The organism is Aliagarivorans taiwanensis DSM 22990 (assembly GCF_000429505.1).
Classification (GTDB): Bacteria; Pseudomonadota; Gammaproteobacteria; order Enterobacterales; family Celerinatantimonadaceae; genus Aliagarivorans; species Aliagarivorans taiwanensis.
The window spans coordinates 101012-126263 of record NZ_AUBZ01000009.1 but is presented as its reverse complement, the minus strand read 5'-3'; the positions used below and the strand labels follow the sequence as shown (position 1 = coordinate 126263).

22 protein-coding genes and 2 tRNA genes are annotated in these 25252 nt (G+C 53.3%); 4 read left to right on the top strand and 20 right to left on the bottom strand.

Features of this window, described 5'->3' with window-relative positions; genetic code table 11:
- The 14 genes from tnpA to rlmE form a co-directional block, all read right to left on the bottom strand.
- Positions 1 to 215 (bottom strand): IS200/IS605 family transposase (tnpA, locus tag G462_RS24185; RefSeq protein WP_026958557.1); only part of this gene is annotated, 215 nt, incomplete at its 3' end.
- A gap of 174 nt (positions 216 to 389) precedes the next feature.
- The gene (gene rpsO / locus G462_RS0108085; protein ID WP_026958556.1) at positions 390 to 659 is read right to left on the bottom strand and encodes a 30S ribosomal protein S15; all 270 of its coding nucleotides are present in this window, start codon (positions 657 to 659) and stop codon (positions 390 to 392) included.
- A gap of 134 nt (positions 660 to 793) precedes the next feature.
- Entirely contained in the window at positions 794 to 1744 is a 951-nt protein-coding gene (truB, locus tag G462_RS0108080; protein ID WP_026958555.1) for a tRNA pseudouridine(55) synthase TruB, read from the bottom strand.
- Entirely contained in the window at positions 1744 to 2148 is a 405-nt protein-coding gene (gene rbfA, locus G462_RS0108075) for a 30S ribosome-binding factor RbfA (protein WP_026958554.1), read from the bottom strand. Before rbfA ends, truB begins: the two co-directional genes overlap by 1 nt.
- A gap of 119 nt (positions 2149 to 2267) precedes the next feature.
- Positions 2268 to 4928, bottom strand: coding sequence for a translation initiation factor IF-2 (gene infB, locus G462_RS0108070; protein ID WP_026958553.1), 2661 nt, complete (start codon positions 4926 to 4928; stop codon positions 2268 to 2270).
- Between the two features lie 23 nt (positions 4929 to 4951).
- Entirely contained in the window at positions 4952 to 6448 is a 1497-nt protein-coding gene (nusA, locus tag G462_RS0108065) for a transcription termination factor NusA (RefSeq protein WP_026958552.1), read from the bottom strand.
- A 12-nt stretch (positions 6449 to 6460) separates the two neighbouring features.
- Entirely contained in the window at positions 6461 to 6919 is a 459-nt protein-coding gene (rimP, locus tag G462_RS0108060; protein ID WP_026958551.1) for a ribosome maturation factor RimP, read from the bottom strand.
- A gap of 141 nt (positions 6920 to 7060) precedes the next feature.
- Positions 7061 to 7137, bottom strand: a tRNA-Met gene (locus G462_RS0108055).
- 55 nt (positions 7138 to 7192) lie between these two features.
- Positions 7193 to 7278, bottom strand: a tRNA-Leu gene (locus G462_RS0108050).
- Between the two features lie 7 nt (positions 7279 to 7285).
- The gene (gene secG, locus G462_RS0108045) at positions 7286 to 7630 is read right to left on the bottom strand and encodes a preprotein translocase subunit SecG (RefSeq protein WP_026958550.1); all 345 of its coding nucleotides are present in this window, start codon (positions 7628 to 7630) and stop codon (positions 7286 to 7288) included.
- Between the two features lie 168 nt (positions 7631 to 7798).
- Positions 7799 to 9136 carry a phosphoglucosamine mutase gene (glmM, locus tag G462_RS0108040; protein ID WP_026958549.1) on the bottom strand — a complete coding sequence of 446 codons (1338 nt, stop codon included), beginning with the start codon at positions 9134 to 9136 and terminating at the stop codon, positions 7799 to 7801.
- Positions 9133 to 9972: a dihydropteroate synthase gene (folP, locus tag G462_RS22095; protein ID WP_051326611.1), complete on the bottom strand. Its 840-nt coding sequence runs from the start codon at positions 9970 to 9972 to the stop codon at positions 9133 to 9135. Before folP ends, glmM begins: the two co-directional genes overlap by 4 nt.
- Before the next feature lie 43 nt (positions 9973 to 10015).
- Positions 10016 to 11956: an ATP-dependent zinc metalloprotease FtsH gene (gene ftsH / locus G462_RS0108030; protein WP_026958548.1), complete on the bottom strand. Its 1941-nt coding sequence runs from the start codon at positions 11954 to 11956 to the stop codon at positions 10016 to 10018.
- A gap of 45 nt (positions 11957 to 12001) precedes the next feature.
- Positions 12002 to 12631, bottom strand: a complete 630-nt coding sequence (gene rlmE, locus G462_RS0108025; protein WP_026958547.1) for a 23S rRNA (uridine(2552)-2'-O)-methyltransferase RlmE — start codon at positions 12629 to 12631, stop codon at positions 12002 to 12004.
- A gap of 103 nt (positions 12632 to 12734) precedes the next feature.
- Between rlmE and yhbY the strand changes: the two genes are divergently transcribed.
- Positions 12735 to 13031, top strand: a complete 297-nt coding sequence (gene yhbY, locus G462_RS0108020; RefSeq protein WP_026958546.1) for a ribosome assembly RNA-binding protein YhbY — start codon at positions 12735 to 12737, stop codon at positions 13029 to 13031.
- 213 nt (positions 13032 to 13244) lie between these two features.
- On the opposite strand, the gene G462_RS0108015 is transcribed toward yhbY, so the two are convergent.
- From G462_RS0108015 to carA, 5 genes are all read right to left on the bottom strand, one after another.
- Positions 13245 to 13712 carry a hypothetical protein gene (locus tag G462_RS0108015; RefSeq protein ID WP_026958545.1) on the bottom strand — a complete coding sequence of 156 codons (468 nt, stop codon included), beginning with the start codon at positions 13710 to 13712 and terminating at the stop codon, positions 13245 to 13247.
- Between the two features lie 116 nt (positions 13713 to 13828).
- A complete protein-coding gene (locus G462_RS0108010; RefSeq protein WP_026958544.1) occupies positions 13829 to 14449 on the bottom strand; it encodes an HAD family hydrolase in 621 nt (206 codons plus the stop codon).
- Positions 14450 to 14539: 90 nt separating this feature from the next.
- Positions 14540 to 15016, bottom strand: a complete 477-nt coding sequence (gene greA / locus G462_RS0108005; protein ID WP_026958543.1) for a transcription elongation factor GreA — start codon at positions 15014 to 15016, stop codon at positions 14540 to 14542.
- 160 nt (positions 15017 to 15176) lie between these two features.
- Positions 15177 to 18395 carry a carbamoyl-phosphate synthase large subunit gene (gene carB, locus G462_RS0108000; protein WP_026958542.1) on the bottom strand — a complete coding sequence of 1073 codons (3219 nt, stop codon included), beginning with the start codon at positions 18393 to 18395 and terminating at the stop codon, positions 15177 to 15179.
- 18 nt (positions 18396 to 18413) lie between these two features.
- Positions 18414 to 19556 carry a glutamine-hydrolyzing carbamoyl-phosphate synthase small subunit gene (carA, locus tag G462_RS0107995; RefSeq protein WP_026958541.1) on the bottom strand — a complete coding sequence of 381 codons (1143 nt, stop codon included), beginning with the start codon at positions 19554 to 19556 and terminating at the stop codon, positions 18414 to 18416.
- A 328-nt stretch (positions 19557 to 19884) separates the two neighbouring features.
- Between carA and G462_RS0107990 the strand changes: the two genes are divergently transcribed.
- The 3 genes from G462_RS0107990 to G462_RS0107980 all read left to right on the top strand — a co-directional run bounded on the left by G462_RS0107990 (position 19885) and on the right by G462_RS0107980 (position 22626).
- Positions 19885 to 20778: a hypothetical protein gene (locus G462_RS0107990; protein ID WP_026958540.1), complete on the top strand. Its 894-nt coding sequence runs from the start codon at positions 19885 to 19887 to the stop codon at positions 20776 to 20778.
- A complete protein-coding gene (locus tag G462_RS0107985; RefSeq protein WP_026958539.1) occupies positions 20775 to 21092 on the top strand; it encodes a hypothetical protein in 318 nt (105 codons plus the stop codon). The genes G462_RS0107990 and G462_RS0107985 overlap by 4 nt, the downstream gene beginning before the upstream one ends.
- Positions 21093 to 21360: 268 nt before the next feature.
- Positions 21361 to 22626, top strand: a complete 1266-nt coding sequence (locus G462_RS0107980; RefSeq protein WP_026958538.1) for a methyl-accepting chemotaxis protein — start codon at positions 21361 to 21363, stop codon at positions 22624 to 22626.
- A gap of 117 nt (positions 22627 to 22743) precedes the next feature.
- On the opposite strand, the gene G462_RS0107975 is transcribed toward G462_RS0107980, so the two are convergent.
- A complete protein-coding gene (locus G462_RS0107975; protein WP_026958537.1) occupies positions 22744 to 25182 on the bottom strand; it encodes a glycoside hydrolase family 94 protein in 2439 nt (812 codons plus the stop codon).
- Positions 25183 to 25252: the final 70 nt, after the last annotated feature.

Sequence of the window (25252 nt, the reverse complement as noted above, 5' to 3'; positions counted from 1 at the left end):
AGGCTCGGGGGCATCCTGACAACCAAATGGACATGGTCAATTTGAACATTTAGTTCAACGATTTTGCATTTCTTCATTGAGCTGTAGATGTAGAGCCCTCTATGCAACTCTTTGCCTAAGCTCCCCTTCAGGAGCTTGAATCTGTACTTTGGCGTCCAGACGATGTGATACTGACAACGATAGAATACGTGTGAAGCGGATTCATATCTGCTCATGTTAGTTGTTCTCCTATTTGCTGGTTACAAACAGGTTGAACCTTCTAACATGAGCGCTCTTCGGGCAAAGCCCACAAGAACGATCACCACCTCCATAGGAGGTGGTTTAATACTGATAACGAAAAACGCCAGTCATAAGACTGGCGTTTGATGATCTTGGCGTTTGCGAATCGCTTAGCGACGCAGACCCAGTTTAGCGATCAGTGCTTGGTACGCTTCAACGTCTTTACGTTTCAGGTAGTCAAGCATTTTACGACGCTGGCTAACCATGCGCAGTAGACCACGACGGCTGTGGTGATCGTGGATGTGCTTTTTGAAGTGACCTTGCAGGTGGTTGATTTGAGCAGTCAACAGTGCAACTTGTACTTCTGGAGAACCGGTATCGCCTTCAACACGAGCGTACTCGGCTACAATCGATGCTTTTTCAGCAGCGCTTAGTGACATAATAAACTCCTAATGGATGTAAGTTAAAACCATTGCCAATCACTAGTTCAGCAATGGAGGCGGCGCATTATAAAGCCCACGCCATGGAGATGCAAGGCGAGATAGCGCCACATGCGCCACTCACCTTGAAAAGCTTAAGATTGTGCCTGTTCAGATTGGATCAGCCGCTTCGGAGCAACCAAGCCATCGTCATTCAGCTCCCCAATACCCACGAAACGACGCGCCTCGCCGATATAGATGCGGAACTGGCCTTGCAATGGCGCACCCGCCACTTGCACAGCCTGGCCGTGCATCAAGTAATCGCCGATGGCATCGGGAAGCACGACCTCTGGCAGGCTGGCTACCGCGGTGTCCATAGGCAACAACAGTGGGTCCAGCTCTTCGCGTGGCGGTACATCTTGCGCCTTGGCGTAATCGAAGATGTACTCTAGCTGCTCGATGGTCACCATCTGATCGGCCGGGTAATCGGCCACCTGCGAGCGGTGTAGCTTAATCACGTGCGCACCACAGCCCAGCAGCTCACCCAGATCATCGATGATGGTGCGGATGTAGGTGCCTTTAGAGCAGTGGATATCTAGGCTAAGCTCATCGCCATCAAGCGAGATAAAGTTGTTCTCGAACACCTCAATCGGGCGCGACTCACGCGGCACTTCAATACCTTCACGGGCATAGTAGTACAGGGGCTTACCCTGATACTTAAGCGCTGAGTACATGCTGGGCACTTGCTCAATTTTGCCGGTGAACTGCGGCAAGGCATCACGGACTTGCTGCTCTGTTACCTCAACCGGGCGGGTTTGCACCACTTCACCGTCGGAATCCGAGGTGTCGGTACGTACCCCCAACTTAGCGGTAACTTGGTAACGCTTGTCGGAGTCGAGCAAGTACTGGGAAAACTTGGTGGCCTCACCCAGACAGATCGGCAGCATCCCGGTGGCTAGTGGGTCCAGCGCGCCGGTATGACCGGCCTTTTGGGCAAAGTAGATACGCTTTACCTGCTGCAGCACATTGTTCGATGACGCGCCAGTTGGCTTGTTCAGCAGCAAGATGCCGTCCACCGGACGGCCTTTGTTACGACGACGCCCCATTAGGCTTCCTCACCTTCGTCAGAGCGGCCGCTCTGCTCAGCTTTCTTTTGGTCTTCTTTTACCGCTTGGCTTGCCAGCTCAGACATACGCAGACCTTCTTGCAGACTGCGGTCATACTGGAAGCGCAACTCTGGTACGGCGCGCAGGCGCATTTGCTTGGCGAGCATGTGGCGGATGTATGGGCCATGCTCTTCGAGCGCTTCCATACCGCCTTTAACTGACTCGGCGTCGTCATTTAAGAAGGTCACGAACACCTTGGCGTAAGCCAGGTCGCGAGTGACTTCAACTTCTGACACAGTGGTCAGGCCCAAACGTTGGTCGCGGATTTCGCGCTGCAAGATCACAGCGACTTCTTTTTGGATCTGTTGGGCAACCCGATCCGGGCGACTAAATTCTCTTGGCATACTGCTTCTCCTCTACCCCTATGCGGTATGCAACTCACACAGGGCTATGAAAAACTTCTATAAGTCTATAAATAACAAATGGGGGCCTAAGCCCCCATTTTCAATAATATCGTCGTGGCTTAGATGCTACGTTTAACTTCTACCACTTCGAATACTTCGATTTGGTCACCAACGCGAACATCATTATAGTTCTTAACGCCGATACCACACTCCATACCGTTACGAACTTCCGCTACGTCGTCTTTAAAGCGACGTAGTGATTCCAGTTCACCTTCGTAGATAACTACGTTCTCACGAAGTACGCGGATTGGGTTAGAGCGCTTAACGATACCGTCAACCACCATACAACCGGCAATGGCACCAAGCTTAGGCGACTTGAACACGTCACGTACTTCAGCCAGACCGATGATTTCCTGTTTGAACTCAGGAGCCAGTAGACCGCTCATCGCGCTCTTCACTTCATCGATTAGGTCGTAGATTACGCTGTAGTAACGCAGTTCAACGCTTTCTGAGTCGATAACACGACGGGCAGTCGCGTCAGCACGTACGTTAAAGCCCAGTACGATAGCGTTCGAGGCAGCCGCCAAGGTCGCGTCGGTTTCGGTGATACCACCTACACCACGACCGATGATGCTTACCTTCACTTCGTCGGTAGACAGTTTCACCAGTGAGTCGGCAATCGCTTCCAGTGAACCTTGTACGTCGGCCTTCAGTACGATATTCAGCTCTTGAACCTCGCCTTCGGTCATGTTGGCGAACATGTTCTCCAGCTTGGCCTTCTGCTGACGCGCCAGTTTCACGTCGCGGAACTTGCCTTGACGGTACAGGGCAACTTCACGGGCTTTACGCTCGTCGCGCACTACAGTGGCTTCGTCACCGGCTTGCGGTACGCCAGACAGACCCAGAATCTCTACGGGGATAGACGGACCAGCGGTGTCGATATCTTTACCGTTCTCATCTTTCATCGCACGGATACGACCGTACTCCAGACCACACAGGATGATATCGCCTTTGTTCAGCTCACCTTGTTGAACCAGGATAGACGCAACCGGGCCGCGGCCTTTGTCCAGACGTGATTCGATAACCACACCTGAAGCTGCACCCGCGTGGCTTGCAGTCAGTTCCAGTACTTCAGATTGCAGCAAGATAGCATCTAGCAGATCGTCGATACCTTCACCGCTCTTGGCCGATACGTGTACGAACTGGTTCTCACCGCCCCAATCTTCTGGGATAACTTCGTGTTGAGCCAGCTCGGTTTTAACGCGGTCTGGATCAGCGGTTTCTTTATCGATCTTGTTCACTGCAACAACCAAAGGCACTTCAGCGGCTTTAGCGTGCTGAATTGCTTCAATGGTTTGTGGCATTACGCCGTCATCGGCAGCAACTACCAGAACCACGATATCGGTTGCCTTGGCACCGCGAGCACGCATCGAGGTAAACGCTGCGTGTCCAGGCGTATCCAGGAAGGTAATCATGTTGCCGTTGGTTTCAACGTGGTATGCACCGATGTGCTGGGTAATACCACCGGCTTCGCCGTCTGCAATCTTCGCTTTACGGATGTAATCCAGTAGCGAGGTCTTACCGTGGTCAACGTGGCCCATGATGGTCACAACTGGTGCACGTGTTTCTTGCTCGCCAGTAGACTCAGCTTCTTGCATCACCTGCTCTTCAAGGGCGTTCTCTTTAACCAGAACAACCTTGTGACCCATTTCTTCAGCAACCAGCTGCGCAGTCTCTTGGTCGATAACTTGGTTGATGGTTGCCATGGCGCCCATCTTCATCATCGCCTTGATCACTTCAGTGGCTTTCACCGCCATCTTGTTAGCCAGCTCGCCAACAGAGATGGTTTCGCCAATGCGCACTTCACGCTCAACCGGCTGTGCTGGCTTGTTAAAGCCATGCTGGATAGAGCTTGGAGTCGCTACCTGACGCTTGCCTTTACGGCCACCGCGGCGGTTGTTGTTACGATCATCGTTACCGGCAGCCTTCTTGCGCTTCTTACGGCGAGGGGCCTCATCACGACGCTCTTGATCATCTTCTGCCTGACGGGCATAGGTAGAGGTCGTGGTGTGGTAATCAGACGTCTCTTCACGTTTCTTACGCTCAGCTTCTTCTTTGGCCCAGCGTGCGGCATTCTCTTCAGCCAAACGCTTAGCTTCTTCTGCTTTAACGCGCGCTTCTTCTTCCGCTTTACGCTTAGCTTCGTCTTCGCGCAGCTTAAGTAGCTCAGCCGCTTCTTTTTCAGCAGCGATCTCTTCAGCGGTTTTCGGCGCTGCAGGCTCTTCCGCAGGCGCATCAGCCGCTTTAGTTTGCGCTTCAGCCTTGGCTTTCGCGTCAGCCTCTTGCTTAGCTTTTGCTTCGGCTTCTTTCTTCGCCTTGGCTTCTGCTTCTAGACGCGCTTTCTCTTCAGCTTCGCGACGTGCGGCTTCTTCAGCCTCGATGCGGGCTTTCTCTTCCGCCTCTTTACGTGCTTGTTCTTCAACGGCGCTGCGCTTCACGTAGGTGCGCTTCTTACGCGTCTCTACTTGAACGGTGCGCTGCTTACCACCTGAGCCGATGTTAAGCGTGCTCTTAGTGGTGCGCTTAAGGGTCATACGGCTTGGATTGCTGTCTTGCTCGCCATGCTGCTCTTTCAGGTGCTTGAGCAGGGTGCTTTTCTCTGCTTCAGTCACCATGTCACCCTGAGCTTTGCTGATACCTGCGTCAGCAAATTGCTGAACCAGCTTATCTTCAGTGGTGCCAATATCGGTGGCGAGTTGCTTAATGGAAACCTCTGTCATCGGGTATAATTCCTCCGTCGACCTTATTCTTCGTCGCCGAACCAGCAAATCTGTCTGGCGGCCATAATTAGTTCTGCAGCTTTCTCAGCTGAAAGCTCTTCGATCTCTTCAAGATCATCAACGCCCTGCTCGGCAAGATCTTCCAGGGTAACCACCCCTTTGCTTGCCATTACGAAGGCTAAGTGGCGATCCAAGCCTTCCAAGTTCAGCAGGTCATCTGCTGGCTCAGCATTTTCCAGTGACTCTTCTTTCGCCAATGCTTCAGTCACCAGAGCCGCTTTAGCGCGTTCACGCAGCTCGCTCACGGTTTCTTCGTCCAGACCGTCGATGCTCATCAGCTCAGACGCTGGTACGTAAGCAATCTCTTCCAAAGTGGTGAAGCCTTCTTCAACCAACACAATGGCGAAGTCGTCATCGATATCCAGATGTGCAGTGAACAGGTCGATAGAGCGCTGGGCTTCTTCCTGGTGCTTGTTCTGCATGTCGTCAACGGTCATTACATTCAGCTCCCAGCCGGTTAGCTGAGAAGCCAGACGTACGTTTTGACCGTTACGGCCAATCGCTTGAGCCAAGTTATCTTGCTCAACGGCGATGTCCATTGAGTTGCTGTCTTCATCAACGATGATGGAAGCGACTTCTGCTGGTGCCATGGCGTTAATCACGAACTGAGCTGGATTGTCGTCCCACAGCACGATATCCACACGCTCGTTACCAAGCTCGCCTGATACCGCTTGAACGCGCGCACCACGCATACCAACACAAGCGCCCACAGGGTCGATGCGACGGTCGTTGGTTTTCACGGCGATCTTGGCGCGAGAACCTGGGTCACGGGCAGCGCCTTTGAGCTCGATCATCTCTTCAGCGATTTCTGGCACCTCGATGCGGAACAGCTCAATCAGCATTTCCGGACGGGTACGGCTCATAAACAGCTGCGCGCCACGTGCTTCTGGACGTACGTCGTAAAGCAGGCCGCGAACACGGTCACCCGGGCGGAACGCTTCACGTGGAAGCTGCTCTTCACGGTGGATAACGGCTTCTGCGTTATTACCCAGATCTACGATGATGTTGTCGCGGGTTACTTTCTTCACCACACCAGTAACCAAGTCGTTGACTTGGTCAACGTACTGCTCAACCACTTGAGCGCGCTCGGCTTCACGTACTTTTTGCACGATAACCTGCTTAGCGGTTTGGGTAGTGATGCGGTCGAACACAACCGATTCAATCTGTTCTTCTACGTAGTCACCCAGTTCGATCTCTGGCTCGTCGATGCGCGCGGCTTCGAGGGTGATCTCACGGAATGGGTGTTCAATGGCTTCTTCGTTTTCAACCACCATCCAGCGACGGAAGGTATCGAAGTTGCCACTTTTACGGTCGATATCTACACGAACTTCGATATCGCCTTCATATTTTTTCTTGGTAGCGGTCGCCAAAGCAATTTCCATCGCTTCGAAGATACGCTCACGCGGCAGGGCCTTTTCATTGGAGACCGCGTCAACTACCAACAAGACTTCTTTGTTCATTCCTGAGCCTCTTTAGTCAAACTGGGGGACAATATGCGCTTTTTGCACGTTGCTCAGCGCTAAACGGTGTTGCTGTTGGTCGACGTCAAGAGTCACCATGTCGCCTTCTACCGCGACGATTACACCCTGCCACTTACGACGGTTTTCAACCGCCATACGGGTTTGCAGGAATGCAACTTCACCCACACAGAGAGCAAATTGCTCAGCCGTGAACAGCGGGCGTTCTAATCCTGGCGAGGAAACCTCTAGGTTATATTCGGTGCTGATTGGGTCTTCCACATCCAGTACGGCACTGACTTGACGACTAACTTCTGCACAGTCGTCAACGGTGATGCCGTTCTCGTGGTCGATGTAAACACGCACAATGGAGTGTTTACCGGCACTAACATACTCAATCCCCCACAGTTCGAAGCCAGTGGCCTCTACAGCAGGTCGTAACATGTCAGTGAGTCGTTGTTCTAAACTAGCCAAGGTTCCCCTCCAGAAACAAAAAAAGGGCTTATAGAGCCCAGTTCTAGCACTTAAAAGTGCGGCTTTAAGATGACAAAAAGCCCCGATAATGCGGGGCTTTTTACTAGCTGAGCCGTTTCGCTATCTCATATCGGATGAGATTGGTTGCGGGGGCCGGATTTGAACCGACGACCTTCGGGTTATGAGCCCGACGAGCTACCAGGCTGCTCCACCCCGCGTCCGAAATTGCCGAGGATTATAACAATCACTCTGGCATCTTGCAAAACTAAACTTTGGTGCCGAGAGCGGGACTTGAACCCGCACGTCCATAGGACACTACCCCCTCAAGATAGCGTGTCTACCAATTCCACCACCTCGGCAAGAAACTTAGTTCGGAACGTCTGAATCCGGGCTAACTGGAGCTGAAGGTACGTCAGCGTCCGGAATCACCACCTCGAAAGCTGGTGCAGACAGATCTTGTTCTACATCGTTTTGCTTGGTTTGCTTTGTTGTGAGGTTACCCAACAGCAAACTAATTACGAAAAACAGGGTCGCACAGATTGCGGTACTGCGGGTCAGGAAGTTACCTGAGCCGGTTGCGCCGAAAACAGTATTCGAAGCACCAGAACCAAAAGACGCGCCCATGCCAGCACCTTTACCTTGCTGGATCATAACCAAGCCGATTAAGGCTAAGGCGACTAACAGAAACAATACCAGTAAAATTTCGTACATTCTCTTCACCTATGTGTAGGACTAACTTGCGCTCGCCCCTTTGAGAAACACGAGTCACCAAAGCGGGCGAGATAGTAGCGAACCTAGTTAGCCAATACAAGCGCTTAGCGCAAAAAATTGGCTATAGGTATTCAATCGCTGGATTTGTGTGCAGATCTGACCCGCGTGTTACGCGCAGGCCACTTTGACTGCATCGGCAATGGACTGAGCACAGCTCTCTACCAAGGCCGAGTCACGCCCTTCAACCATCACCCGTAGCAGCGGCTCGGTACCTGACTTCCGCAACAGTACCCGGCCATTACCGGCAAGCTTCGCCTCTGCTTCAGCCTGAGCTTGTTGCACCACTTCACTGGAGAGTGGATCGCTATCGCCTTGGAAGCGCACGTTCACCAGCAGTTGTGGGTACAAGGTGAGGTCTTTGAGTAGTCCGCGCAGATCTTCCCCTTTACTCAGCATCGCCGCCAGCACTTGCAGGGCAGCTACAATACCGTCGCCAGTAGTGGTGTGCTCAAGGCAGATAATATGTCCAGAGTTCTCACCACCAAATGCCCAGCCGTGCTCTAACAACTGCTCCATCACGTAGCGATCACCTACTTTCGCGCGAACAAAGGGAATATTGCGCGCTTCCATGGCTTGCTCGAAGGCCAGGTTGGTCATCAGCGTGCCCACCACCCCACCGTTCAAGCGGCCGGTATCTTGGGCATCACACGCCAAGATATACAGGATTTCGTCACCATCGACTTGCTGACCATCGCCGTCAATCATCATCACCCGGTCACCATCACCATCGAAGGCAATACCGAGATCGGCGCGGTGCTTAAGCACCTCTTCAGCCAACAGCTTAGTGTTGGTAGCGCCGCAACGCTCGTTGATATTCAGGCCGTCGGGCTGATTGGCGATAGCAATAACTTCAGCGCCTAGCTCGGCAAACACCTTCGGTGCTATGTGATAGGTTGCACCGTTGGCACAATCTACCACGATACGCAGGCCGCTGAGGCTAAAGCGATTTGGGAAGGTACTCTTACAAAACTCGATATAACGGCCAACCGCATCTTCGATGCGCTTGGCTTTACCGAGCATGTTTGACTCGACACAGGTAATCGGGTTATCCAGCTGCTGCTCAATCGCCAGCTCAACATCGTCTGGCAACTTGGTGCCATCGGCAGAGAAGAATTTAATACCGTTGTCATAGTAAGGGTTGTGCGATGCAGAAATAACAATGCCCGCCTCAGCGCGGAAAGTACGTGTTAGGTAGGCAACGGCTGGGGTTGGCATCGGGCCAACAAAACTGGCTTGCACACCCGCTGAAGACAGACCCGCTTCGAGTGCTGACTCAAGCATATAGCCGGAGATACGGGTGTCTTTACCGATAAGTACTTTACGGGTTCCCTGGCTTGAGAGCACCTTGCCAGCAGCCCAACCTAACTTAAGTGCAAAATCTGGAGTAATTGGGTACTCACCGACCTTGCCACGCACGCCATCAGTGCCAAAATATTTTCTAGTCATAGCTTACTCTTTGCTACTGCTTCTAATACGTCCAATACATCGCGGGTTTGCGCAACATCGTGCACCCGCAGAACCTGAGCGTGTTGTTGCGCTGCCAGCATGGCGCCCGCTAGGCTTCCCGCCAAACGCTGCTCTACTGAGCGATCCAACAGTTGCCCAAACATACTCTTTCTCGACATCCCTGCCAATATAGGCAAGCCGAATTGATGAAATTCTTCGAGCCGCGCCAACAACTCGAGATTGTGCTGCAAGGTTTTACCGAAGCCAAAGCCCGGATCAAGGACTAATAGCTCCTTGGCCAATCCTGCTTGCTCGCAGGCCGCCACACGCTCCGCTAAGAACTCGGCAATGTCTGCCACCACTTCGCGATACTGCGGGTCAGCCTGCATAGTCCGCGGCTTGCCTTGCATATGCATGAGGCAAACCGGCACCTGCAGCTCAGCCGCCGCTTGCAGCGCGCCCGGCTGATTAAGTGCGCAGACATCATTGATCATACTGGCACCCGCCGCTACCGCCTCGCGCATTACCTGCGCTTTATAGGTGTCGATGGAAATCAAACAATCGCTGCGCTGACGGATGGCTTCAATAACCGGAATGGTGCGTGACAGCTCTTCGTCCAATGACACCTCCGGGGCGCCCGGTCGGGTCGATTCACCACCGATATCGATAATCTGGGCGCCATCATCAAGCATCTTGAGCGCCTGTTGTACCGCGCTGTCGATGTTTAGATAGCTGCCGCCATCGGAGAACGAATCAGGGGTGACATTGAGGATCCCCATCACAATGGGGTGCTGGAAGCGACGTCCAGCGAGTTGAAAAGGAAATGCTTGCTTCATAGACGAAAAAGCCCCGCTTGCGCGGGGCACTAGTTCTTATTGATTACTGAGCCGGGTCTTCAGACATTGGGCTGTCGCCACTTGCCTTTGGCTTGTCTTCTTCGGCCACCGTGCTGGCGCCGGAGTTGTCATCGCTACCGCCTGAGCTGCTGCTATCTTGATCCCAATCCGCAGGTGGACGAGGGTCTTTGCGCTCCATCAGATCATCGATTTGCTTGGCATCGATGGTCTCATACTTCATCAACGCATCTTTCATGGCATGCAAGATGTCCATGTTCTCGTTCAGCAGATTTTCTGCGCGCGAGTAGTTGCGGTCGATAACGGCACGGATCTCATGGTCAATCGCCTTGGCAGTGTCATCTGACATATGTTTCGACTTTGCCGCAGTGCGGCCCAAGAACACCTCGCCTTCTTCATCGGCGTACAGAAGTGGCCCCATCGACTCAGACAGACCCCACTGGGTCACCATCTTGCGAGCAATCTCGGTAGCGCGCTCAATATCATTAGACGCACCGGTGGAGACTTTGTCATCACCGTAGATGATCTTCTCAGCAAGTCGGCCCCCATAAAGACTGGAGATCATACTCTCCAAGTGCTGCTTGCTGTGACTCACCCGGTCTTGCTCAGGCAAGTACATGGTCACACCCAACGCGCGGCCACGTGGAATAATACTTACCTTGTAAACTGGGTCGTGCTCTGGCACCAAGCGACCAACGATGGCGTGACCCGCTTCGTGGTAAGCGGTCATCTCTTTCTCGCTTTCGGTCATCACCATGGACTTGCGCTCAGCACCCATCATGATCTTGTCTTTGGCTTTTTCGAACTCTTCCATGGCAACGGTACGTTTGTTACCTCGGGCTGCAAACAAGGCTGCCTCGTTCACTAGGTTCGCCAAATCGGCACCGGAGAAGCCAGGGGTACCGCGGGCGATTACCGCCGCGTCAACGCCATCGGCCAGCGGCACTTTGCGCATGTGTACCTTAAGGATTTGCTCGCGGCCACGTACATCTGGCAGACCAACGGTCACCTGACGGTCGAAACGACCGGGGCGCAACAGTGCAGGGTCCAGTACGTCAGGACGGTTAGTCGCAGCGATAACAATAATACCTTCGTTACCTTCGAAACCATCCATCTCAACCAGCATCTGGTTAAGGGTTTGCTCACGCTCATCGTGACCACCACCCAGACCAGCACCACGCTGACGGCCTACCGCATCAATCTCATCGATAAAGATGATGCAAGGCGCAGACTTTTTCGCTTGCTCGAACATGTCGCGAACACGAGAGGCACCCACACCCACGAACATCTCAACAAAGTCAGAACCGGAGATGGTAAAGAACGGTACCTTCGCTTCACCAGCAATCGCTTTGGCCAGCAAGGTTTTACCGGTACCCGGAGGACCTACCATCAACACACCAGTCGGGATCTTACCGCCCAGCTTTTGGAACTTGGTTGGGTCGCGCAGGTAGTCAACCAGCTCTGCCACTTCTTCTTTGGCTTCGTCGCAACCAGCAACATCGGCAAAGGTGGTTTTGATTTGGTCTTCACTCATCAGACGCGCCTTGCTCTTGCCGAAGGACATCGCGCCCTTACCGCCGCCGCCTTGCATCTGACGCATAAAGAAGATCCACACCCCGATCAGCAATAGCATCGGGAACCAAGAAATAAAAATCGAAGTCAGTAAGCCTTGTTCTTCCGGCTTCTCACCAATCACTTTCACATCTTGTTTGATAAGGTCATTCAACAGGTCACGATCTGGATATGGGATCAGAGTAGTGAATTGCTCGCCGGTGCGTTTGACACCGTTGATCTCCTGCCCAGAAATCTTCACTTCGCGGATCTGGCCGTGATTGACTTCCCTTACAAACGTTGCGTAGTCCATTTGACGACCACTACTGGAATCGGGGCTAAAGCTTTGAAAAACCGACATCAAAACTACCGCGATGACCAGCCACAAAATCAGATTTTTTGCCATGTCACTCAAGACGAAAACCTCATCTGTAAATAAAAGGTAACTTTAGTTAGCGTACTACAGTTTAAAACCACTAGCTACCAAATAGACTTCACGGGAACGGGCACGTGAAGAGTCTGGTTTACGGGTTTTGACGCTACTGAACATACTACGTACTTCCTGCAGATATTGGTCAAAACCTTCTCCTTGGAATACTTTGACCACAAAGCTGCCTTTCGGTGCCAGTACCTCTCGGCACATATCCAAGGCCAGCTCAACCAAATACATTGCACCCGATTGATCAACGGCTTTGTTGCCGCTCATATTCGGCGCCATATCTGACATCACCACATCGACCTTGTTGTCGCCAATACGCTCCAACAAAGCATTCAGCACGGCTTCTTCTCGGAAATCGCCGCACAAGAAATCGACGCCAGCAATTGGGTCCATCTGCAAGATGTCACAGGCAATCACATGGCCATCCATGCCCACCTGTTCCACCGCGTATTGCGACCATCCCCCCGGGGCAGCCCCAAGGTCGACAACCGTCATGCCCGACTTTAGCAGTTTGTCCTTTTGCTGGATCTCTTCAATCTTGAAAACCGCCCGTGAGCGCAGGCCTTGTTTCTGCGCTTGTTGGACGTAATGGTCATCAAAATGTTCGTTTAACCAGCGCTTAGAGCTGGCTGAATGTTTCTTTTTGGTCACCGAAAACTTACCGAATAGTATTTAGTTAGGACGATTACATAGTAATAGCCTAGAGATGGCGCTAAAATAAGGGTTTTCAACCCCGAGTCAGTAGAAAATTTCTATGCAACTGAGTAATAAGCAGAAACAACACCTTAAGTCCTTGGCCCATCCGCTCAAGCCTGTCGTCTTGCTGGGTGCCAATGGCTTGACTGAGGGGATTATGGCCGAGATTGAGCTGGCACTTGATCATCACGAATTGATCAAGGTGAAGATCCCCACCGACGATCGGGAAATGAAGCAATTGATTGCAGACACCATCGTGTCAAACACCAAGGCAGTGAAGGTACAGACCATCGGTCACATCCTGGTGATTTACCGCCCGTCGGAAAACCGAAAGATCGAACTACCTCGCAAGTAGCCCTAACCGGCACAGCGTACTAAAAAGCGGCCCATGGCCGCTTTTTGCGTTTTTATACCAATCCGAATAAGTAGATGTTCAGATGTTGCACAGGAAAAATCTTTGAGGACGAGGAAGGGCTTGCCGTAACTAGTGGACTAATTACAAAAGCGCTGACGCTGTCACCAAAGATTTTAACCAGCAAAGATGACCAGATACTTGTTCTGATTGGTATTATACCTGCTCGTTTAACAGCTCAGGGCGAGGGGCTTGCTCCCAATCACGCACTTGCGCATAGATACCTGCGGTCTTCAAGTAGCGATCGACTTTTTGCTGGTTTTCGATGCTGTCGTTGATCGATTGCACCGTGGTCCAGGTACCATCACTACGTGAAGAGCCAGATTTGTCGCCACCCATGGTGGTCTGCAGGTAGATATCCACCAGCTTGTCTTGATGTTGCACCTGATTGACCTGTAGGGCTGTGTTGCGCTTTGCATCGGTCTTGGCTTGCTCACCGGCTTGGTAATCCGCTACTGCGCCTTCAGCGGCCCGGCGCGCCTGCAACTGCTGCTCAGGGCTGAGCTTGTCGTACTCGTCTTTGATGCGATCAACGATATCGCGCGGCGGCGTCGGTTGGATCCGAGCATCGCCAGCGGAAGAAAGGTATTGCGCTGCAGAGAAACCAGTTTGGGATACTTGCATTTGTTACCACCTGAAAATGCCAATTAGCAAAACAAAATAAACAGTTTACCCGTCCCTGGTTGGTCATTAATCTATCAAAATGCGAGTTATTGTTCAAATATCGCACGCATAAGGATTTATGCAGTCTGATGCTCTGGACAAGCATGGAATTCCGCCAGTTGCCCATCCAATACCAATACGCAATCCATACCGGCGTTGTGCGCAGCCTGCAGGCCAAAGGGAGTGTCTTCAAACACTAGGCATTGCTCAGGTGCGGTATTCATCTGCTTGGCGGCGTATAAGAAGGTATCGGGCTCAGGCTTGTGCGCCTTCACCTCATCGGCGCTCACCAAGGTGGTGAACATCTCTGTCAGCGACAGATTATCGAGGATCCGCTGCATATTACTGCGCTCTGCGCCGGTACCCACCGCTATCGGTAGCTTGCCTTGGAACTGCTCAGCAACCGCTACGCTAGCTGGAATGCGCGCCACTTCCTGCCACAGTGTATCGAAGGTGGCTTTCTTAGTTTTAACCAACTGGTCCTTATCGAAGCTCACGCCAAAGTGACTAGCGTATTCGTCGGCAATCTTGGGAGTCGGCATACCGCCGCGCTTTCCAACAAAGTCGATATCCACCGGCAGCCCCTGCTCTTCCAAAGCCGCTTGCCATGCCTTTAAGTGCGATGGCATAGAGTCGACCAAGGTGCCATCCATATCAAAAATCAGCGCTTGATAGCGCGAGTAATCCAGCTCTAACACGTAATACCTCTAAATACGAAAAACGCAGCCGAAGCTGCGTATCAATCAAGTAAAGCGAAGGTACACCATGAATGTGACCTACGGATGTCGTTACTTGTACTCAACCTCGGTGATCTCGTAGTCCACCTCACCACCGGGGGTGTGAACGGTGACTTCGTCATCCAACTGCTTGCCAATCAGGGCACGGGCAATTGGAGAGTTTACAGAGATCATGTTCTGCTTTAGGTCCGCCTCGTCGTCACCCACGATTTGGTAGGTCACTTCGCCTTCGGTATCCAAGTTAAGCAGGGTCACGGTGGCACCGAAGATCACTTTGCCGTTGTTTGGCATCTTGGTGACATCGATAACCTGCACGTTGCTCAGCTTGGCTTCGATTTCCTGAATGCGGCCTTCGCAAAAACCTTGTTGCTCACGCGCAGCGTGGTACTCGGCATTTTCTTTTAAATCACCATGCTCGCGGGCCTCAGCGATAGCATCGATGATTGCCGGGCGGCGCACGGTTTTCAGATGTTCCAGTTCCTCACGTAGCTGGTCAGCGCCACGCACGGTCATTGGGATTGCTTGCATAGTATTAACTCTTCATCGCTTACAGCGTTAAATCGCTTTGAACAGAAAAAAAACTGGCCATCAATTGATAGCCAGCATTCTTAAGATCTTGTCTTCAGTGTAACCCGAAATGACAAAAGCGTGAAGCCTTGGCCATTTCGGTCAGGAAAGCGGGCTTTCCTTACTTCATACGCTGATGCAACTCTTGCACTGAAGTCACCACGCCACGGTCATCGGCCGAGTGGGCCTGACAGGTCGCGAATGCGCCATTCAGGGTAGTGGTGTAGTTCACCTTGTAACGCAGGGCTGCGCGACGTAGCTGACGCGAGTCTTCGATAGACTGGCGGCCTTCGGTGGTATTTACCACGTAGGCGTACTCGCCGTTCTTCATGCGGTCAAGGATGTGTGGACGACCTTCGTGTACCTTGTTCACCAAGCGAGGGTTAATTCCCGCTTCGCCCAAGATAACGGCAGTACCGTGGGTTGCATCCAGCTCGTAGCCCAGCTCAACCAGCTTCTTAGCCAGCTCAGCAACGCGGTGCTTGTCTGAGTGACGAACCGACAGCAGCGCACGCCCGCTCTTAGGACCATCGTTACCGATGCCCAGCTCAGCTTTAGCGTAGGCTTCAGCGAAGGTATCACCGACGCCCATTACCTCACCGGTAGAGCGCATCTCAGGGCCCAAGATTGGGTCAACACCCGGGAACTTGTTGAACGGCAGTACCACTTCTTTCACTGAGTAGAACGGTGGGATCACTTCTTTGGTGAAGCCCTGTTCTGCCAGAGTTTTACCGGCCATTACCCGCGCAGCAACCTTGGCGATTGGCACGCCGGTGGCCTTCGATACGAACGGCACAGTACGCGCAGCACGTGGGTTCACTTCGATAAGGTAGATGTCATCGCCCTTAATCGCGAACTGCGTGTTCATCAGGCCGATTACGCCCAGCTCCAAAGCCAAGGCACGTACTTGCTCGCGCAGACGGTCTTGAATTTGCGGGCTCAGGGTGTATGGAGGCAGTGAACAGGCAGAGTCACCAGAGTGAACACCGGCTTGCTCGATGTGCTCCATGATGCCGCCAATCACCACGTCTTTGCCGTCACAGATGGCGTCGATGTCTACTTCGATAGCGTCGTTCAGGAAGCTATCCAGCAGTACTGGCGATTCGTTAGACACGCTTACCGCTTCGTTGAAGTAACGACGCAAGTCGACTTCGTCATACACGATTTCCATGGCGCGACCACCCAGTACGTAAGATGGACGAACTACCAGTGGGTAACCGATGCGCTCAGCGCTGCGTACCGCTTCTTCAACGGTAGTCACGGTGTCGTTCTCTGGCTGCTTCAGCTTGAGGCGGTCAACCGCTTGTTGGAAACGCTCACGGTCTTCGGCGCGGTCAATCGCATCCGGTGAAGTACCAATGATTGGCACACCGGCCGCTTCTAGAGCGCGAGCCAGTTTAAGCGGGGTTTGACCACCGTATTGAACAATCACGCCCTTAGGCTGCTCAACGCGGACGATTTCCAGTACGTCTTCCAGGGTTACTGGCTCGAAGTACAGGCGATCTGAGGTGTCGTAGTCAGTCGATACGGTCTCTGGGTTACAGTTAACCATGATGGTTTCAAAACCGTCTTCACGCATCGCCAGAGCGGCGTGTACACAGCAGTAATCGAACTCGATACCTTGACCGATACGGTTCGGGCCACCGCCCAACACCATGATCTTGTCTTTATCAGACGGGGTGGCTTCGCACTCTTCGTCGTAGCTTGAGTACATGTAGGCGGTGTCGGTTGCGAACTCCGCAGCACAGGTATCTACACGCTTGTAAACCGGCAGAATGTTCAGGCGTTGACGCAGCTTGCGCAGCTCGCCTTCAGATACGCCAGTGAGCTCAGCCAGACGCGCATCGGCAAAACCTTTACGCTTCAGTTTGCGCAGGAAGTCTTCATCCAACGAGGCCACGCCGCCTTCAGCAACTTGGTTCTCCAGCTGGATAAGCTCTTCGATTTGCACTAGGAACCAGAAATCAATCTTGGTCAGGTTGAAGATATCTTGCACGCTTAGGCCTGCACGGAAGGCATCGGCGATGTACCAGATACGCTCAGCGCCCACGTTCTGCAGCTCGTGGCGGATGGTGTCCATCGCGTCCGCTGCATTCAGGTCAACGATTGGGTCGAAGCCATTGGCGCCTACTTCCAGACCACGCAGGGCCTTTTGCAGCGACTCTTGTTGGTTACGGCCGATAGCCATTACCTCACCCACCGACTTCATCTGAGTGGTCAGACGGTCGTTAGCGCCGGCAAACTTCTCGAAGTTAAAGCGTGGGATCTTGGTCACTACATAGTCGATAGACGGCTCGAACGACGCCGGGGTGCGACCACCGGTGATGTCGTTTTGCAGCTCATCAAGGGTGAAGCCCACCGCCAGCTTGGCAGCAATTTTTGCAATCGGGAAACCGGTCGCTTTCGAGGCCAGAGCAGACGAGCGAGAAACACGTGGGTTCATCTCGATGATAACCATGCGGCCATCGTTCGGGTTCACACCAAACTGTACGTTAGAGCCACCGGTTTCTACGCCAATCTCGCGCAGTACCGCCAGCGATGCGTTACGCATCAGCTGATACTCTTTGTCAGACAGGGTTTGCGCAGGCGCAACGGTGATAGAGTCACCGGTGTGTACACCCATTGGGTCGAAGTTTTCGATAGAACATACGATGATGCAGTTGTCGTTCTTATCGCGAACCACTTCCATCTCGTACTCTTTCCAGCCAATCAGGCTCTCGTCAATCAACAGCTCGTTGGTTGGCGACAGGTCCAGACCGCGGGTACAGATCTCGTCGAATTCTTCTTTGTTGTAGGCGATACCACCACCGCTACCACCCATGGTGAAAGACGGACGGATAATACATGGGAAGCCAACTTGGTCGAGTACGCCGTAAGCTTCTTCCATGTTGTGGGCGATACCTGCACGCGGACACTCAAGGCCGATGCTCTTCATCGCTTCGTCGAAGCGGTGACGGTCTTCGGCTTTGTCGATGGCATCTGCGGTGGCGCCGATCATCTCAACGTTGTACTTCTCCAGAACGCCCTCGCGCTCTAGATCCAGCGCACAGTTCAGTGCAGTCTGGCCACCCATGGTAGGCAGTACCGCATCTGGGCGCTCTTTAGCAATAATCTTTTCAACCACTTCCCAGTGGATTGGCTCGATGTAAGTCGCATCAGCCATCTCTGGGTCGGTCATGATGGTCGCTGGGTTCGAGTTCACCAGGATTACCCGGTAACCCTCTTCGCGCAGCGCCTTACAGGCTTGAGCACCTGAGTAGTCAAACTCACAGGCCTGGCCGATAACAATCGGGCCAGCGCCCAAAATCAGAATGCTTTTTATGTCGTTACGTTTTGGCATAGGTCTCAGTGCTCCCGATTAAGCTTGGCCGTTACGGCGAGCTTCAATCAGCTCAATAAAGTGGTCAAACAAAGGTGCGGCATCGTGCGGACCCGGGCTCGCTTCAGGGTGACCCTGGAAGCTAAATGCCGGCTTGTCGGTGCGATGGATGCCTTGCAGGCTTTGGTCGAACAGCGAGAAATGAGTCGCTTCCAGGTTCGCAGGCAGGGTGTCGCCATCTACCGCGAAGCCGTGGTTCTGAGCGGTGATCATCACCTTGTCGGCCTTGATGTCTTTCACCGGGTGGTTACCACCGTGGTGACCGAACTTCATCTTCACGGTATTGGCACCGCTGGCCAGAGCCAGGATTTGGTGGCCCAGGCAGATGCCGAATACTGGAATGTCGGTCTCAAGGAAGGTCTTCACCGCCTCAATGGCGTAGTCACATGGCTCTGGGTCGCCAGGGCCGTTCGACAGGAAGATGCCGTCTGGGTTGAGTGCCAGTACCTCTTCTGCAGAGGTTTGAGCAGGTACCACAGTCAGCTTACAGCCGCGGTCTACCAACATGCGCAGGATGTTACGCTTCACACCGAAGTCGTAAGCCACTACATGGAACGGCAGGTCGCTGCTGTTTTCTGGTAATCCGTCGAGCAGATCCCAAGTGCCCTGAGTCCATGGGTACGCGTCACTCACGGTGACTTCTTTTGCCAAGTCCATGCCTTTCAGACCAGGGAAGGCTTTCGCTTCCGCCAGTGCTTTAGCTTCATCCAAATCGGCGCCAGCCACGATGCAACCCGCTTGCGCACCTTTCTCACGCAGGATACGGGTCAGCTTGCGGGTATCGATATCGGCAATACCCACCACGTTGCGGGCTTTCAGATATTCGCTGAGGCTTTGTTGGCTGCGGAAATTGCTCGCTACCAGAGGCAGGTCGCGGATTACCAAACCACAAGCGTGGATATCAGTCGACTCTTCGTCTTCTGAGGTGGTTCCGTAGTTTCCAATATGGGGGTAAGTAAGGGTGACGATCTGTCGGGCGTATGAAGGGTCGGTAAGAATTTCTTGGTATCCGGTCATGGACGTGTTGAAAACAACTTCACCAACGGAACATCCGTTGGCTCCAATCGCAGTACCTTTAAACACAGTACCGTCTTCTAATACCAGCAGCGCTGAATTGCTCAAGGCAACCTCCTAAACAAAGAGATGTCGAGACACGACAAAGCTGAACTAAGGGCGAATTTAGCTCAGAAATGTGAAATTTTGGCAAATTCCGCGCATTTTATAGGAGAACTGAGTTGAGGTCTACGGAATCTTTTAGAAAGTTACTAAAACAGGCGTTTAAAGATGATTCGACCATAAAGGGCCTATTTCTGAAAGAATTTATATGGAAGGCAGGTCAGCTGAGATAGGTGTTTGAGCGCGCTCAAATCGCCGCGGGATTTCCCTTAGCCAACTAGCGAAAACGCCCCGTCGCATCTAGGATTCGAGGAACGAGGTAACAAGGATTGTTATGGATAAGAAGCCACTCTATGGCCTGTTGTCGGCGGTATTAATGCTGATATGTGCCACTGGCCAAGCGGCCATCGTCAACAATAATCACCTGTATCAGCTCTCGGAAGTGATACTTTTGCAGCTCGACAACCTGCAAGCTCCTGCAACCGGCGATGCCGACGATTTGCTGGTATCAGATAAACTTGCTACCAACCTAGTGTTCAAGAGCCAGCAGCTACTTCGCCTGTCGCAAACCTTAGCTCAGCAGCAAGGCAAATCCGCTACAGCGGATATTGAGATACCGATGCGCGCCTTTCGCCCTCGCGATGTGCAGCCCTACCTGCAGGCGCTGTCTGACCAGCTGGCAGCCTTGGGTGGCTCATTGCCTGAAGAGCAGCCCACCCGCCCACTGGGCAAAAACAGTAATGACATCTACAAGCAGTTACTGCTGATCGAACCTCGGCTAAGAGAATTGCTCAATCAAGATGTTGCACTGCAACAAGCGGCGGCAAGCGTAAGCCAGGTGCGCAGTAGTTTACTAGAAGTCGCTCAGGCCAAATCACTCTCTTTAAAACTCGGCAACCCGCCCGCAGCGCCCAGTGATGTCAACCTGACCGAGACCCACCTGCTGGCCTTCCAGTGCTTTCACTTAATGGAACGCTTACTGCGCGAACTTGGCATCGAGCCCACCGATCCTGGGCACTTTCCGGTTGGCGATAGCAGCAGTGCCCAGTTAGCCGACACCTTGGTAAACATGCAAAGCGAGCTGCACCGCGCCAAAACCATGCTGCAGTTGGAATCGGCCGCAGCCCCGTCAGAGCAAGAGAGCAGCGGTCTGAGCAGCCTCTATTCCACGCTACAGCAATTGCGCGATGCCCTGTACATGACGCTACACGGAGGAAGCCTGTCATGATGCAGCTAAGCCTCACTAAAAAAATTGCCGCTATCCCGCTGGCCATGCTGATACTGCTGGCGCTGATGATGGGCTTGAACACCTGGTCGGTGCATCAGGTCGAGCTGCATACCGAAGCCTTCACCGAACAAGTCGAGCCGCGTGCCCGGCTTGCCAGTCAGCTATCCAGTAATGCCTTAGAGCGCCTCAGCGCCCAGCAAAACTACCGCTTGGCAATGGACCCGGCGGCGCTTCAGCAATATCAGCAACTCAGCGCTACCGCCAATCAGCAGCTAAGCGATCCCCAGTTAGAGGCCTTTCCGCAAGCCAGATAGCCTCGAATAGCCGTTATCTCGACCAGTACTTTATCGACGACTTAGTGCCGCTGCGCCAACAGTTGCAGCAGACCCAACAGCGGATTCTCGAGCAAGTGGTGCCACTGGCGCTAGAGCGGGTTTTCCAGATCAACGCCTCACTGGATATTAATACCGCAGGGCGCTTACCGGCGCTCACCGTGTACTTTGCCAATCACCTACAGGCTGCCACCATTGCCTTGATGGACCATCTTGGCCAGCCGAGCGACACAGCAAAGAGCGTTTTTACATGGAGCTGTTTGGCTCGAAAAACGCCTTGTTTGATCTGCAGGCAGGGCTTAAGCGTGAACATCAGCAACAGCAGATCCAGCACGTTGCCGAGTTGCTCGGCGAGTATGTTGAGCTGGCGAACCTGAGTTTTGATCTGCTCGAAGAGCTGCAACTGCTCAACGAAGAGTTGTTGCAACCCTCGGCCCAGCAGGTGGTCAATAGCGCTGAGCTCAGTCAGCAGCAGATGTGGCAACAGCTGCGCGACTCCAGCCAGCTGATTGACCAACGTCTTGAGCAAACCCGCTGGCAGAACCTGATCTTTGGCGTGATTATCGCCTTGGTCTCACTGCTTATCGCCGCGCTGGTCATCCGGCTGATCCGCTCGCCGGTGATTAAGATGGTGGCTGCGATGAAAGACATCGCTCAAGGCGAAGGCGACCTGACCCAACGCCTCGATATTCGCGGTCGCGATGAGCTGGAGCAGGCGGCCCGCAGCCTGGAAAACCATGCCGGTCGCAGCGAGCAGCAGGCCAACCAACAACAGGCCGCGGTGCAAAACGTGAATCAGCATGTGGCCCAGCTCTCCGCGCGCTTTGCCGAAGTACTGGAGCACGTCACCAGTGCCAATCAATCGGCCGAAGCGATCAGCGATGCCTCGCACCAAGGACGCCAGCTCACCGATAGCAACAGTGAGCTGCTGGCTCGCGTGGTCGCACTAATCGAAGCTTCGGTGGACGATATGCAGCAGCTGGTGAATAACAGTCGCGACGCCAGCAAGGTGCTAGAGGTAATCGATGGGATCGCCGAGCAAACCAACCTGCTAGCACTCAATGCGGCCATCGAAGCCGCCCGCGCCGGTGAGCAAGGCCGTGGCTTTGCCGTGGTGGCTGACGAGGTGCGTAACCTGGCACGCAAGACCCAAGACTCCACCGAGCAGATCGAACAGATGATGGGCAGCTTGGTCAATGGCGCCCAACACAGCGAATCGCAGATGGTGGACAGTAAACAACAGGCGGGAGACAGCTCTGAGGCGATGGGTGAGATGCGCCAGTCGGTGATTGCCACCCATGAGCTGGTTAGCACCATTAGCGAGCTGCTACGGGAGATATCCCAAAGCTGCGACCAACAAGGACGGATCACCGATACCGTGGTGGAAGATATGCAGCGTATCGAAGACTCATCCAGCGAAGCGCTGCAACTAACCAGCGATACCGCCAAGCAAGCCAAGCTGGTCGCCTCACTTGGCGCCAGTATCAAGCGGCGCATGGCCCAATTCAAGGCCTAAGCTCAAGGCCTGAGTACAGGCCTGATATTCAGGCATAAAAAAGCCGGGCATGTGCGCCCGGCAATAGTCAAAGGCTAGTTTGACCGTACTACTTTCGTTAATACAACGAGAGGCTTACTACGAAAGGGTCACGACAACCTTGTTGTCACTGCCTTGCGCTTGCGCAGGCACCACTTGCCCGGCAATCTCTTGGCCGTTCACCTCAATCTTACTCACCTTGGTTGCCTCAGGGCTTTGGCGAATAAACTCGATGTTGTAGCTAGCGCCGCGGAACTGACGCTTGATCGCGTTCAGGCTAAAGTCGGCCGGCAGACAAGGGTCAATCAACAGACCTTTGTAGCTCGGCTTGACACCCAAGATGTGCTCGGCAATGGTGTGGAAGTTCCACGCCGCGGTACCGGTTAGCCATGAGTTCTTCGCTTCACCCGGTTTGAAGGCTTCTTTACCAGCAATCATCTGGGCGTACACGTAAGGCTCGGTTTTATGCAGCTCAATCTTGTCATCCTGATAAGCTGGCGCGATCTTGGTGTAGTACTCCCAGGCTTTTTGCGGACGACCCAGCTTGGTCTCGGCAATCATGATCCATGGGTTGTTATGGCAGAAGATACCGCCGTTCTCTTTGTAGCCTTGCGGGTAGGTAGAGATCTCGCCAAGGTTAATCTTGTACTCGGTGTAGGCCGGGTACAGCAGCGAGACCCCGTAGTCGCAAGATAGGTGCTCTTCAACCGAGTTCAGCGCCGCTTCCGCTTTACCGTCTTCCAAGCCAACGCCTGCCATGACACAGAAACCCTGAGATTCGATGAAGATCTGGCCTTCGTCGCACTCTTTACTACCGACTTTATCGCCAGCCGCATCGTAGGCGCGCAGGAACCACTCGCCATCCCAACCGTGCTGTTTAATCGCATCAGACATGCGCGTGATTTCAGTCAGTGCGCGATCCGCTTCGGCGTTGTCGCCCACTTCTTTGCACAGCTCAGCGTAATCTTGACCAAAGTAGACAAACATACCGGCGATCATCACCGACTCGGCAACCTTACCATCACCTTTGTTCTCGGTGGTTTGGAAGGACTCGTTCGGGTCTTTCGAGAAGCAGTTCAGGTTCAGGCAGTCGTTCCAGTCAGCACGGCCAATCAGTGGTAGGCCGTGTGGACCTAACTTGTTGATCACGTGGTTGAACGAAGCCTTCAAGTGCGCCAGCAGGGTGCCGGTGTTGTTCTCGTCGTTGTTGAACGGTACTTGCACGTCCAGGATCGAGAAGTCGCCGGTTTCCTTGGTGTACTGGGTAACCGATTGGATTAGCCACAGCGGGTCATCGTTAAAGTTACCGCCAATCGCTGCGTTACCGCGCTTGGTCAGTGGTTGGTACTGGTGATAGGCAGAGCCATCTTCAAACTGGGTGGCGGCAATATCCAGGATACGCTGGCGTGCACGCTCCGGCTCCAGGTGAATCACACCAATCAAGTCTTGGTTAGAGTCGCGGAAGCCCATGCCACGGCCAATGCCTGACTCGAAGAACGAGGCGCTGCGGGAGAAGTTAAAGGTTACCATACACTGGTATTGGTTCCACACGTTCACCATGCGGTTGAGGCGCTCGTCGCTGGAATCAACCACGTAGTTGTCCAGGCGATCGCTCCAGTAGTCAGTCACGCCTTGCAGCGCCGCTTTGGCCTGCTCAGGGGTGGCGTAACGGGCAATCACTTCTTTAGCACCGGTTTTGTTGATAACCGCTTTCGACTCCCACTTGTCGTCTTCAGCATTCTCTTGATAGCCCAGCACAAATACCAACTCGCGCTCTTCACCGGCTGCCAGTTCGATCTCTAGGCAGTGTGAGGCAATCGGCGACCAACCATGAGCAATCGAGTTTTGGTTTTCGTTGGCGTACACCACATCTGGATGGTCAAAGCCGTTTGAGTTATCCAAGAAGGTGTCACGGTCGGTTTCAAAACCGGCCAATGGCGCATTTACCGAGTAAAACGCGTAGTGATTACGACGCTCGCGGTACTCGGTCTTGTGATAAATCACCGAGTCTTCTACCTCAACCTCACCGGTTGAGAAGTTACGCTGGAAGTTGGCGCCATCGTCTTCGGCGTTCCACAAACACCACTCAACAAAGGAGTAGAGCTTGAAGGTTTTGCTCTGATCGGTGGTGTTCTTCAAACGAACGATCTGTACTTCTGCGTTCTCACCCATTGGGATGAAGTAGGTCACAGCCGCGCTCAAGCCCTGCTTTTGACCTTCGATGGTAGAGTAACCCAAGCCGTGACGACACTCGTAGCTATCTAGGTCGGTACGGGCCGGCTTCCAAGCAGGCGACCACACACAGCCACCGTCGTTGATGTAGAAATACTTACCACCAGTGTCCACTGGCACGTTGTTGTAACGGAAACGGGTCAGACGACGGAACTTGGCGTCTTTATAGAAGCTGTAACCACCCGCGGTATTCGACAGCAGACTGAAAAACTCGTCGTTACCCAAGTAGTTAATCCAAGGGTAAGGGGTCTTCGGGGTGTTAATCACATATTCGCGACGTTGGTCGTCAAAGTAACCTAGGCTCATGTTCACACTCTTCGCTTAAGTAAAAATTTCAAGTCGCTGCTCGCGCAGCCGACTCGTGAATTGTTGGGTG